This is a genomic window from Enterobacter cloacae complex sp. I3 (assembly GCF_014896175.1).
Taxonomy (GTDB): domain Bacteria; phylum Pseudomonadota; class Gammaproteobacteria; order Enterobacterales; family Enterobacteriaceae; genus Enterobacter; species Enterobacter bugandensis.
Genome location: NZ_JADBQZ010000003.1, coordinates 32,596 through 46,427, shown reverse-complemented (window position 1 = coordinate 46,427; position 13,832 = coordinate 32,596). Strand labels below are relative to the sequence as shown.

Annotated in this window: 3 protein-coding genes; all 3 read right to left on the bottom strand. The window is 62.6% G+C overall.

Features of this window, described 5'->3' with window-relative positions; translation table 11 throughout:
- Nucleotides 1-8 precede the first annotated feature (8 nt).
- Nucleotides 9-2,204 carry a type I secretion system permease/ATPase gene (locus IM271_RS02700; RefSeq protein ID WP_028014148.1) on the bottom strand — a complete coding sequence of 732 codons (2,196 nt, stop codon included), beginning with the start codon at nucleotides 2,202-2,204 and terminating at the stop codon, nucleotides 9-11.
- On the bottom strand, nucleotides 2,201-3,604 hold the full coding sequence (locus tag IM271_RS02695) for a TolC family outer membrane protein (RefSeq protein ID WP_041908566.1): 1,404 nt from the start codon (nucleotides 3,602-3,604) through the stop codon (nucleotides 2,201-2,203). Before IM271_RS02695 ends, IM271_RS02700 begins: the two co-directional genes overlap by 4 nt.
- 80 nt (nucleotides 3,605-3,684) lie before the next feature.
- Complete coding sequence (locus tag IM271_RS02690; RefSeq protein WP_193052129.1) at nucleotides 3,685-13,797, bottom strand: BapA/Bap/LapF family large adhesin; 10,113 nt, start codon at nucleotides 13,795-13,797, stop codon at nucleotides 3,685-3,687.
- Between the last annotated feature and the right edge of the window lie 35 nt (nucleotides 13,798-13,832).

Here is a 13,832-nt window from a genome sequence, read left to right as displayed (position 1 = left end):
CGGCTACGTCACGCTGACTGATTTTCATTTTTCCACTCCCGTCCGGTTGCTGCCTGCTGCTGTTGCTGCATTCGGCTGTTGTTCAGCGCCTGCGCTTTTGGCGCGTCCATGACCAGCATCCCATCTTTCAGCACGACCACGCGCTCCACCAGCTCCAGCACCGGCACGCGGTGGGTGGCGACAACCAGAGTCCGGTTGCCGAGCCACGCCCCCAGGCGCTGGATAAATTCCCGCTCGGTGTGCTCGTCAAGGGAAGCGGTCGGCTCGTCCATCAGCACGATATTCGGATCGCGCAGCAGCATCCGCGCCAGCAGAATTGACTGCCGCTGCCCGCCGGACAATCCCACGCCGTTCTCCATAATCGGGTAGTCCAGCCCCTTCGGCAGCTTCTGCACAAAGCTGGCCGCGCCGCACATCTCCAGCACCTCGAAGATCTCTTCGTCGGTGGCGCGCGGCATGCCGAGCGTGATGTTTTCGCGCAGGGTGCCGTAAAACAGCCGCGCGTTCTGGGTCATAAAGCCGACGTTTCGCCGCACGTCGGCCACGTCCAGATGCGGCAGGCTGAGGTTGTCGAGCCGCAACTCGCCGGCCGCCAGATCCATGCCGCCCGCCATCGCCTGCAGGAGAGTGGATTTGCCCGCGCCGTTACGCCCGAGGATCGCCACTTTCTCGCCCGGCCTGATCTCCAGACGGTTAATGCGCAGCGCCATGCGCGGATCTTCCGGCTGATAGCGGAACTGCGCCTGCTCGAAAAGATAGTGTCCGCGCAGTACGTCCTGGCGGATCGGCGTCTCTTCACGCTGATTTTCAGTAGGAAGCTGCATAATGCTGTCCAGCCCCTCTTTGGCGGCCTTAACCTGCTGCCAGCGGGCGAGCACGCCGCACAGCGTCGCCATCGGGGCGATCATCCGCGAGGCCAGCATTGAGGCGGCCACCACCGAGCCGGTGGTCAGCGTGCCGTCAATCACCATCGGCGCGCCAACCACGATCACGGCGGCGTAAACCAGGCTCTGGACGGTCATCCCCCAGCTGATCAGGTTCTGGGTCAGCTCGCGGGTGCGTAGGCCGGATTCCGCGGTTATCTGGATATAGCTGTTCCACTGCTGCAAAAAGCGGTTCTCCGCCTGCATCAGCTTGATGTCCTCCAGCCCCTGCACGCTCTCCACCAGCACCGCGTTGCGCAGGGTGGATTCATGCGCCGACTGCTTAGCCAGCTCCGCCAGCTTCTTTTGCAACAGCAGGCCGGGCAGGACCATGATTACCGCCGCTACCGGGGCGATCCACGCCAGCTGCGGCGCGATGATCGCCAGCACCACCACAAACAGGAAGAAGAAGGGCAGATCGACAATCGTCGAGATGGTGGAGGAGGTGACCATCTCGCGGATCTGCTCCAGCTCGCGCAATTGGGAGATAAAGCTGCCGGTGGAGCGCGGAATGGCGCTGTGGCGCAGCCGTAACGCGTGGCCGAACACGCGATCCGAGACGCGCAGATCCGAGCGTTTGCCCAGCAGATCCATAATGTGCCCGCGCGCAACGCGCAGCACAAAGCCAAACAGGGTGGCGATCAGCACCCCGATGGTCAGCACGTAGAGCGTCGGGTAGGACTGGGCGGGGATCACCCGGTCATACACCTGCATGGAAAAGACAATGCCGGAGAGGGAGAGCACATTGATAAACAGCGCCGCCAGCATCACCCAGCTGTAGGGGCGCAGGTCGCGCATCACCAGCCGGTAGAGCCAGTCCGGACGGTACTTTGAGATGTAGGCGTCCACGCGGCTGTCCTTAAGCGCGGCCAGCGGACGCAGGGCGATAACGTGGCGGATGGCGGGCAACATTGCGCTCATCGACAGGCGGTTGGTGTATGTCTTGTCGTCGAAAAAGCTGACCTCGAGCGTATCTTCTCCGTCGAAATTCTCGATCACGCCGATTTTTCCGTCGTTCAGCGCCACCACCACCGGCAGACGCCAGCTGTTGATCGACTGCTGATCGGCCGTCAGCAGCTGGAACGTCAGCCCGGCTTCACGGGCAAGCTGAGTCAGCGCGGGCACCATCGGTTTGCCTTTCAGCCACGGCGCGCCCGCGACGAGCGAGCCTGGCGAACAGGCAACGCGGTAGCGCGTGGCGACAAAGCCAAACGCCTGAGCCCACTGCTCCAGCGCCTCATCCGTCATCGTTTCCCCCTGCGGGATGTCGCGTTGCTTCATGGCTGGATCTCCACGGTCTGGATGGTGCGGTTATCAAGATCGAACGCATGACGCAATTGCCCGGTGTTATAGAGGCAGTTGAGCTGCAGCTGATGCAGCTGACCGAGGGTCTGCTGCTGGGTAAAGCGCGCCTGATAGACCTCCTGCTCGGCGTTGAGCACGTCCAGCAGCGGGCGCGAGCCGAGATCGAGATACTGCTGCTGGTAGAGCTCGCGGGTGCGGGCGCTGAGCGCCTCCTGGCGGCCCTGAATTTGCAGCGTGCTTTGCAGGCTCATGACCTGGCTGCGGGCCTCCAGCAGCTTCTGGCGGACATCGAGGCGCGTGCGCTGAATGGTCGACTGCGCCGCTTCCACCGCGTGACCGGCGGCGTTGCGTCGGGCGGTGAGTCCGCCGCCCTGATAGAGCGGCATCTGGACTTTCACCCAGGCGGAATATTGGGTGCGGTCCCGCGTTTCGTTACCCGCGTAGCGATCGTTCAGGTAGTGACGGACTTCCGGCTCCAGCGAGACGGTTGGCGTCATCTGCGCGTCGGCGTAGTCAAGGTTAGCCTGAGCGACGTTCGCCTGTGCCCAGGCGGCGAGGACCGCAGGCACCAGACGATCGTCCGGCTCGGCGATATCGCAGCTGCGGGCCAGCTTCTGCGGAAAGTCATTGCTGATATCGTTCAGGCTGTTCCAGCCGAGAAAGCTCATCAGCGTGGCGCGGGCGCTGTCGAGGCTGGCCTGATACTGCATCAGCTGGGCGCGTGCCCCTTCAATGCGCGCGTCGGTCTGCACCACGTCAGACAGGGAAGTGGCCCCTTCGTCGTTACGCTGGCGGGTCAGGGTGCCTATTGATGAGAGGGCGTCAAGCTGCTCTTTGGCGGTGTCGACCATCTGCTGCCAGGTTTGCACCTGCACCATGGCGATAGCGGTATCGTGGGCGATGGTGTCGATACTGACCAGCACGTTGGCCTGCTGCTGGGCGACCCCGGCGTTTTCGGCCCGCACCTGGCTTGCCACTTTGCCGAAGTCGTAGAGCATCTGTGAAAGAGAGAGCACCAGCGACGGCGTAAAGCCGTTCTGGTCGCCGTCGTGGGAATACCCGTTGTCCATGCCGGCGTTGATTTGCGGATAGTATTTCGATTTGGCGACGTCGACCTCTTCGTTCTGTTCGTAGAGTTTGCCCACGGCTTCAGCGATCGCCGGGTGCCAGGTGACGGCGCGATTAACGGCCTCGCCAAGCTGTAGTGAACCGGGAGCGGCTTTGCCTGCCACCGGGGCGACGCGGCCATTCAGTGAGGGGAGTTCCTGCGTTTCGCGGAGCTGTCCGGTATTGATGGTTGCCGCCGGGTTTGCCGCGATGGCGGGTACAGATATCAGGCAGCACGAGAGCCACCAGTAAGGCATCTTTATTCCCATGTCTTGTCCCTAATAAAAAAGTACAGCTTTATTATTTATGCCCGGGCGCTATGCGCCCGGGTCATGTCCTGCAGGTGTTATCAGGTAATGATGTGTTGCTGGTTCACAAGCTCGTCGTACGTGGTCTGCACGTTATCAAGCGTAACGAGTGCAGTATTAGTGTAGGTGCTCCCTGCGCCGTCACGGTCGATGGAGATCACAGTGTTGCTACCGCTTTGCGTGACATTGATATAATTCCCCAGCGAGGCGGTATTACCGTCCCAGCCCACAAGCAGATCGCCAATGTCGATCTTGTCTCCCTGCGCCAGGGAGAAGTTCGTCCAGTGGTCGCCGCCGGCGCTGGTGATGTTGCCCCCCGTCGCGTTGCCCGCTGTGCTGTTCAGCACCTGATAAATCAGCGTGTCGCCGTAGGCCGTACCGCTAATCACATCGTTATGCTCCGAACTGATAAATTTCGGCGCCATGTTGATGGTCAGCGACGCGGTGTCCGTGGTGCCGTTGGCATCGGTCAGGGTGTAGTTAAAGACCTCCTTCGTGGTAATGGTAGAGAGCGATATCCCCGGGTTGAGCGTATAGGTGTAACTGCCGTCTGCGGCAATCGCCAGCGTGCCGTAGTGACCCGTGATGCTCGACTGCGTGCTGCCGGTGTAGGGATCCAGCGTAGTGGTAACGCCGTCGTAGCCGGTAATGCTCACGCGGGTATCCACCGAGTGCAGCTGGTCCATCGTCCCTGCGGAACCGGTGCCGTCGAAAATGTTGCCGTCAACGGTGTGGGTGCCCGTGGCGTCGAACTGCGACAGCGAGTAGCTTGTGCCGGTGACGCTTGGGGTGATGGTGATATTTCCTACTCCCAGCGGCCCCATTCTGCCGGTATAGCTCAGGGTGTAGGTCCCCGCCTCCAGGTCGAGACCCGTCAGGTTGACCGTTGCCGTGCCGCCCAGCAGCAGCCCGCCGTTGAACGAGCCGGTTCTGACGGTGGTGGCGCCGTTGGTCAGCGTCCAGTCAACCGTCAATCCTGTAAGCGTCAGCAACGAGGCGACGTTAAACGACAGCACCACGTTGTGCAGCGCGGTATTGGCATCCACCACGAAGGTGCCGGAGCCGGAGCCCTGGGTTGAAGCGAGCAGCGCGGCGTTCCAGCTCGCCGACCCGACGGTTGTATCCGAGTACGCGGCGGTGTGGTGTACCGACGTCACGTCCATCGCGGTGCTGACATCATTCACCGCATTCATCGGCTGCGCGGTTGGGGTGATGTTGAGCGAAGCCGTGTCTTTTGTGCCGTCCGGTGCGGTAATGGTGTAGACGAAGGTATCCGGGGTGCTGATGTGGTCAACGCCGACGCCGCTATTCAGGGTGTAGGTGTACTCCCCGGCCGCGTTGATGCTCAGCGTACCGTACTCGCCGGTAATGTTCGTCAGACCGCTGCTGTTCACCGCTACGCCGTTAACTTCCGTCACCAGCGTGCCGACTGGCGCAATATCATCCGACAGAACGTCCCCGGTAGTGCTCGCGCTGACGCTCGCCACGCTGTAGACATGATCCTGCAGCACGTCCAGCGTGTAGGCCGTCAGGGCGGTGATCCCCGCAGCCGTATTCAGCAGGAACAGGTACTCACCGGCCGGCAGCTGCAGCGTCAGCTGAGGCGAGGTGCCGCCCAACAGCGGCGCGCGCAGCCAGCCTGGTTCAACGCGCATCTGCTCGAAGGTCTGGGTCGCGTTGTTGAACTTATAGACGTACAGATCAAACACCGACGCCAGCGCCACGCCGCCCACGGAGGCCTGGATGGTCATGGTGCGGGTAGTGCCTTCCTCCACGTTATAGATGATGGGATTGGTCATATCGTCCAGCAGGTTCAGCCCCAGCGTGTTGCCGAGATTGATTCCCACCAGGGTAAAGCCGCCCTGGGACGACGTACCGTTGTCAATCGCGTTGACGGTGGTATCGAAGGTCAGCGAGTTCGTATCGTCAACCGCGACAATACCGCTGGTGGCGGTACCGGTGCCCAGCGACAGCACCAGATTCGCCGACGCGCTGACGCCGTTATGCGTGATGGTGTAGCTGAAGCTCTCCGTCCGGCCAATCACCGATGCGCTGGTGTTGGTCAGATCGTAGGTGTAACTGCCGTCGCGGTTAATGGTCAGCGTACCGTACTGGCCCTGGATCACCGTGCCGTCGGCAGTGACGCTGGTGGTGACACCCTGGGCGTTAGTGACGGCCGTGACCGTTGCCCCTGCCGGAGCGTTGTCGCTGCCTGCGGTTGGGTCAACGTCGGTGATCACGTTACCGCCGAGGCTGGTGTCGCCCGTAACGGTGCCCGGCCCGGTCTCTTTCACCGCCACGTCGAGGCTGGTGTAGGAGCCGGTTGCCAGCAGGTTGGTGTTATAGCTCAGCACGCGGTAGTTGCCGTCTGCCAGCCCGGTCAGGTTCAGCGATACGCCGGTTGCGCCGAGGGTCAGCAGGTCAGCAAACTGCGGCTGTCCGGTATCGACTACGGTAGTCCAGGTGTTGTTAACGGTGTCAAAGCGCTGAACCACCAGCTCAAGGGTGTTGAGCAGAGAGAGCACGGCCCCCGTGGCGTTGGCGTTCACGACGATATCCGCGCTGCCGCCGCTGCCCACGGTGAAGTTGACCTGAGCGGTGTCATTACCGAGCAGCGTCAGGACGTTGCCCACGGCGCCGACCAGCAGGAAGCCGTAGTCGCTGTACTGGCTGTTGGTGACGGTGGCCGTGGTGCTGAGATCCAGCTCTTCGACATTATTGCTGGCGGAGAGTGGCACCACCGGCGCGAGCGCCGAGCCGGGCTGCGAGATATTGCCCGCCGCGTCGGTGGCGGTGATTTGCAGCGTCTGGCCTTCAGTCTGTTTGTTAACGAAGGTGTAGCTGTACGTGCCGTTGCTGCCCGCTGTGGTCGTGACCGTCGAGCCGTCCGTGAGTCGGATGGTGACGGTACTGCCTGCTTCAGCATTCCCGGTTAATACGCTACCGTCGGCGTTGAAGGTTCCGGTTGGGGCCGTTGGCGCGGTCAGATCGACGATAATCGTCGTCACGGCCGATGCCGGGCTGGTGTTGCCTGCGGCATCGGTGGCCGTGGCGGTGAAGTTGTGGGTGCCCTGCGTCAGCGTGGTGGTTTCCGGCAGCGTCCAGTTGCCATTGCCGTCGGCGGTGACGGTGCCCACCAGCGTGATGCCATCGTAGATCCGTACCGTTGCATTCGCTTCGGCGATCCCGCTCAGCGCCGGACGCGTGTCGTTGGTCGGGTTGGTGCCGGTTACCGGTCCGATGACGCTGCCGACATCATCAATTACCGAGCTGATGACCGGCGCTGCCGGAGCAAGGGTATCGACGTTAATCGTGTACCCGGCGGTTGGCGCGCTGGCATTGCCCGTCGCATCGGTGGCGGTAAAGGTCAACGTGTGCGGGCCGTTGCCCAGCGCCGGAGAAGGCGTATAGCTCCACGCCCCGCCGGTGGCGATCACGCTGCCGATCTGCACGCCGTTATCGAAGATTTTCACCGTAGAACCCGCTTCCGCCGTACCGCTGAGGGTTGGCTGCGCGTCGTTGGTTATTCCTCCGTTCGCGACTGGCGTTGCCGCATTGCCGACGTCATCCAGAATGCTGGTGAGCACCGGCAGCGCTGGCGGCGTGGTGTCAATCGTCAGACTGAAGCTTGCGGACGACGCGCTGGTGTTGCCTGCGGCATCCGTAGCCTGCGCGGTGAAGCTGTGCGCTCCCTCTGTCAGCGTGGTATTGAGTAAGATGCTCCAGCTGCCGCTGCCGTCTGCGGTGCCCGTCCCGACCAGCGTGGTTCCCTCATAGATATTCACGGTGGCAAACGGTTCGCTGGTTCCGACCAGCCGCGGTACGGTGTCGTCGGTTGTCTGCCCGGACGTGATTGGCCCGGTAATGCTCCCCACATCGTCAATCGCCTGGCTGATAACCGGCGCGGTGGGTGCCGTGCTATCGACAACCAGCGTAAAGCCTGGCGAGGCGGGGCTGATGTTCCCTGCGGCATCGGTGACCGTGGCGGTCCAGGTGTGGCTGCCAGCCGCCAGTGGCGTGGATGGCGTAAAGCTCCATGCACCGGTACCGTCTGCCAGCGCGGTGCCGACAGGCTGCCCGTTTTCATAGATGGTGACCGTGGCGTTGGCCGTCGCGGTGCCGCTCAGCGTTGGCGTGGTGTCGTCGGTGCTTTGCCCGGAAGTGAGCGGGGTTTGAATACTGCCCACGTTATCTGCCGCGGCTGAAATGACCGGCGCAGACGGCACGCCCGTATCCACCGTCAGGTTAAACGGTGCCGTTGCAGTACCCACGTTGCCCGCCGCGTCGGTGGCGTTGAAAGTTATGGCATGCGGTCCGTCGAGCAGATCGGTACCCGGTGTGAAGGTCCAGCTGCCCTGGGCATTGACCACAGCGGTGCCAATTTCGTTGCCATCAACAATCACGTGCACCGTAGAACCCACGTCGCCCGTACCGTTGAAGGTCGGACGCGCGTCGTTAGTGCTGTTACCCGACGTGAGCGTCCCCGTGGTCGGTGCGACATCGTCAATCACGCTGGTCACCACCGGCACGCCAGGGCCTGCGGTATCGACGGTGAAGGCGAAGACCGACGAGTTCGCCGAGGCGTTGCCCGCGGCATCCGTTGCGTACGCGCGCAGAGAGTAGCTGCCGTCGTCCAGCGGCGTGGTCGGAGTGAAGGACCAGTTACCGTTTACGTCGACGGTCGTCGTACCCAACTGCGTACCGTTATTCATGATGTAGATGGTGCTGCCTGCCTGTCCGGTGCCGCTAATCGTTGGGGTGTTGTCGTTGGTCGCCTGCCCGCTGGTGAGGTTGCCCGTGACGCCGCCAGGGACGTTATCACTTACCGTATCAAGCGTTGGAACCGTCGGCGCCGTGAGGTCAACCACCACGCTCCACGGGTCGGAGACCAGGCTCAGGTTACCCTGCGGATCGGTTGCCTGAACCGTGAACGCGTGTGGCCCTTCGACAAGCGCGGTCTCTGGCGTAAAGCTCCACGCGCCGGTGCCATCAGCCGTAACCACGGCAATCTGGGTAGCGCCATCGAAAATGGTCACGATGCTGTTTGCGTCCGCTGTCCCCGAAAGGGTTGGCGTGGCGTCGTTCGTTTCGCTGCCGCTGGCTACCGGGGTGGCGGTATTGCCCACATTATCCGTTACGCTGGTGATGACCGGCGTGGTGGAAATGGAATCCACCACGATGGTGAAGTCCGCCGAAGGACCGCTCTGATTTCCCGCCGTATCGGTCTCGCGGATGGTCAGAACGTTACTGCCTTCTGGCAGGTCGGGCGTGGTGTAGCTCCAGGTGCCGGTATTACCAACCACCACGCTGTCCAGCAGCACGCCGTTGTTGTAGATGGAGATGGTATCACCCACCACGCCGGTGCCGGTGAGGGTCGGCTGGCTGTCGTTGGTGGTCTGGCCGCTGGTCAGCGGACCGGTGACAGGACCCACGTCGTCAATGACCGAGCCAATGGTTGGCGTGCCCGGCGCGGTCAGATCGACGGTTACGCTGGCCGCCGGAGAGCGGCCGCTGGTGGCACCGTTGAGGGTCGCAGTCACCTCAAAGGTGTGCAGCCCCTCGCCAAGCGCGGCCGGCGTATAGCTCCAGTTGCCGCTGCCGTCGGCGGTCACCGTTGTTAATGGCGTCGTGCTACCGTCCTGATAGATAGTTATCACGCTGCCCGCTTCGGCCGTACCGGTAAGCGTTGGCGTGGTGTCGTTGGTGGTTTTGCCTTTCACATCGCCGGTGACCGGGTCCACGTCATCGACGATGGCCGTAATAATGGGAACCTGCGGCAGCTCAAGCGGCGAGTCGGTGACGATAAAAGGCACGTCAGCGCTGGCATTTCCTGCTGCGTCCGTGGCGGTCACGGTCAGCGTGGTTGGATCCAGCTGCGCCGGGCTCAGCGCAATGGAGAAGCTGCCGTCGCTGCCGACAACGCCGGTACCAATGACCGTGCCACCGCTGTCTTTCACGGTAATGGTGCTTCCCTCTTCGCCGGTACCGGTCAGCGGTGTCCCTTCATCAGCCAGGAGCATGTTGCCCGGATCGGCCGGGGCGACGGTATCGACCGTCACGCTCACCGGCGCGGAATTCCCTGAAATATTGCCCGCCGGGTCGCTGGAAGAGACGGTGAAGGCATATGTAGCATCCGGCAGCGTCGCGTCGGCAGTCCAGCTCCAGGTGCCATCCGGCTGCACCGTTACCGTCACGGCAGATGGCGTGCCGTCTACGGAAACGATCACGGTAGTTCCCGGCTCACCGGTCCCGGTAAGGGTTGGCGTGCCGTCCTGCGTATACAGCTGGTTGTTGGAGAGCTGGCTGTCAGCAACGGCGCTAATGACGGGGATTTCCGGCGCAAGGGTATCAAGCGTGACGGAAACGACCTGGCTCGGCGCGCTGACGTTACCCGCGGCATCGACTCCCGCAACGGTGATGTTCAGCAGGCCGTCCTGCTGTGGTGGCAGGACAAAGCTCCATTCTCCGTTAACGACATCGACACGTCCTACCTCAACGCCGTTGTTGTAAACGATGACCGTGTCGCCAGTCGTGCCGGTACCTCCGACGGTTGGCGTCGCATCGGTGATTAAGCCCCCATTCGGCTGGCCCCCAACGGCGTCAAATACCGGAACATCCGGTGCTACGGTATCCACGGTAATCGTAATCGCTGGCGACGGGTCAGAGACGTTGCCCGCCTCATCGGTGGCGGTGGCGGTATAGACGTGGCTGCCTTCCCCAATATTACTGTCAGGACGCCAGCTCCAGTTGCCGTTACTGTCAACCGTCACGGTGCCCACGATGGTCGGTGTGCCGTTAACGGTATCAGTGATGTTGATAACGTCATTCGCCGTACCGGTGCCGCTCAGGACCGGGCGCGGATCGTTGGTGGTTCCGCCATCGGGAACGGGGCCGGTTATCTGGCTGACGCTGTCGGTAATCACCGGTGCTGCTGGTGCTGTTGGCGCATCGGTATCAATGGTGATGGTGACCGGCTGCGACGGGGCGCTTTCGTTGCCCGTGCCGTCCACATTGGTGACGGTCAGGGTAATGTCATAGGTGCCGTTAGGCAGCGGGGTTGCTGGCGTCCAGGTCCAGTTGCCGGTGCCGTCCACGAGCACATCATCAAGCTTGACCCCACCGTTGTAGATGGTCACGGTATCGCCCGGATTGCCGGTGCCGCTCAGGGTCGGCGTGGTGTCGCGGGTGGTTTCTCCCGGGTTCAGCGGCATTTCTGTGCCGTCAGGATTGACGGTGATTGCTGGGATCTCCGGCGTGGCTGGCGGAACGGTATCTACCGTCAGTTCAAACGGCGTTGAGATGGTGGTATTGCCCGCGGCATCCGTGGCATGCACCGTCAGCGTATGCGGGCCGTCGGTGAGCGGGATAACGGGGGTAAAGCTCCAGCCGCCGCTGCCGTCGAGGGTCGCGGTGCCGAGCAGGGTGGTACCGTCATAGACGGTAATCACCGCATCTGCCGGCGCGGTGCCGCTCAGGGTCGGCGTGGTGTCGTCGGTGGTGTCGCCGCTGGTAAGCGGCCCGTTAACGCCGCCGACGTCATCGGTTACGGTGGCGATGGTGGCCGCCGCTGGCGGTGTGGTATCGACGGTCAGGGTGAAGCCGCCTGACGGCTGGCTGGTATTACCCGCTCCATCGGTGGTGACGGCGGTAAAGGTATAGGTGCCGTTAACAAGCGGTGTGGTTGGGGTATAGGTCCACGTGCCGCTGCTGTCGATAACAATGGTAGTGAGATCGACGCCGTCCTGGCGGATGGTGACGGTTGAGCCCGGCTCCGCGGTGCCGTTGAGCGTCGGCGTGGTGTCATTGGTGCTGTCGCCAGAGTTGAGCGCGCCGAGGCGCTCTGGCACGTCATCCACCACCTGGGTAATGACCGGCGCATCCGGGGCAACGCTGTCAATGATGATGCCCCAGCTGTTGGAAACGCCGCTAATGTTGCCCGCCGCGTCAGTTGCGACGGCGGTCAGGGTATGTTGACCCTCAGCGATCGGGGTGTCCGGAGTAATGCTCCACGCGCCGAGGCCATCGGCGACGGTGGTTCCAATATCAACCCCATCCACGCGGATGGTGACCGTGGCGTTGGCCTCGGCGGTACCGCTGAGCGTCGGGGTTGAATCATTGGTGGTCTCATTGAGGTCGAGCGAGCCAGTACGTTCAGGCACATCGTCAACGACCTGCGTAATCACCGGGGCGGCCGGTGCCGTCCCGTCGACGATAATGGTCCACGCGTTCGATTGTCCGCTCGGGTTACCGGCGGCATCCGTCGCCGTTGCCGTCAGCACGTATGTGCCATCGGCCAGCGGTGAGGGCGGCGTAAAGTTCCACAGGCCGGATGAGGGGACGACCACCGTGCCGATGATATCGCTGCCGTTGAAAATCGTGATGGTCGAACCGGGTTCGCCCGTGCCGTTCAGGGTCGGTGCCCGGTCGTTGGTCAGCCCATTCTGGTCCACGGGACCGGTTGTGTTCAGCACGTCGTCAATCACCGACACGATAACCGGGGCCTGCGGTGGGGTGATATCCGGCGCTGCTGCGGAGGTTGCTGGCCCCGTGTTGCCCGCAGCGTCGGTGGCGTCTGCGGTCAGGATTTCGCCGTTGAGCTTAGGCGGGGTCAGCGTCAGGCTAAAGTTGCCCTCGCTGTCGGCCACAGGGGTGCCAAGGATAGCGTCGCCTTCACGGATGGTTACCGTGCTGCCAGGCTCCGCGGTGCCGGTGATGGTGCCGCCATCATTCGATACGACGAGGTCGCCGGGGGCCAGCGGCGGCGTGGTGTCCACGGTGAAGATGATTGGCTCTGAGGCCGCACTCTGGTTTCCGGCTGCATCGGTTTCAACGACGGTTATCGTGTGCGTTCCGTCCGGGAGCGGGCCGTCTGGCGTGACGCTCCAGGTGCCGTTCGGCAGCACCGTTGTGGTTCCAACCGCGACGCCGTTATCGTAGATAGTGATTGTGCCACCGGGCTCGCCCGTTCCCGCCAGGATCGGCTTTGACGCATCGGTAGGCGTGCCTGCGGTTATGGTCCCTCTGATCGCACCCGTGTCGTCGGTCAGCACAATCGCGGTTGGCGCGGTCGGCGGGGTAAGATCCACGGTGAGGGTAAATACCGGTGAGGCCGGTCCGAGGTTGCCGGCGGCATCGGTTGCCCGCACGGTAATCTGGTGGGTGCTTTCAGTCAAATCGGTTGACGGGGTAAATGTCCAGGTGCCGTTGCTGGCGACGAGCGCCGTGCCAATGGCGACTCCGCCATCATAGATGGTTACGGTGGAGCCCGCCTCCGCGGTGCCGCTGAGCTGCGGGCGTGGATCGTTGGTGCTGCCGCCGTTAGTGACCGACCCCGTTTGAGGATCAATATCGTCCGTCACGCTGCCGATCGTTGGGGCATCGGGTGCGGTGAGATCCGGCGCCGTAATCGTTGTGCCCTGGCTGGTATTCCCGGCCGCATCCGTCGCGGTGGCGGTCACCTGTTCGCCGTTGGTCAGCGGAGTACCGAGAGACACGGTAAAGTTTCCGTCACTGCCGGTTTTTCCGGTGCCAAGGACGTTGCCGTTCGCGTCTTTCAGCGTGATGGTACTGCCGGGCTCGGCGGTACCGGTGACGCTTTTACCGTCCGACGAGAACTGAAGGCCGGAGGGTGCATTCGGCGGTGTTGTATCCGGGTTGGTGGGATCGACTGGCGTACTGGGGTTAGGGTTAGGATTGTTGTTATTCCCATCATCGTCATCCCCGCCGCCGCCGCCGCCGCTGGAGCTTGCCACCGCCGCGATGGCGCCAGCCGCGACAATGCCGCCCAGCGCCCACGGCCAGATGGCGGCACCACCTGCATCACTCCCGGATGCGGCCAGCAAGGCGTCCGTGGACGCGATGGATTCGTACGTGGCGGCTCCGGTTGGATCTTCAATCCACCATAACGCACCGTCACTCTCCTGGAGCACCAGCTGGCTCACGCCCTGCGCGTCGGTGACATAGAAATTTTTAAGGGTGATCACTTCCCCTGAGTGCAGTGTCACCACCAGATCGTTACCACTTCGCGCGAAGTGGGAGACATCGGCTCGCTCTACATGAAGCTCAACGATAGAGGAATGGCTCAGCGTAACCTGTGTGCCTTCCGTAGTCGTTTCCACGCCAGTGAGTTTTGATATAACAGAGATTTGGCTCATTTAGGTATTACTCCAGCAGAGTTATCGTGAACGAC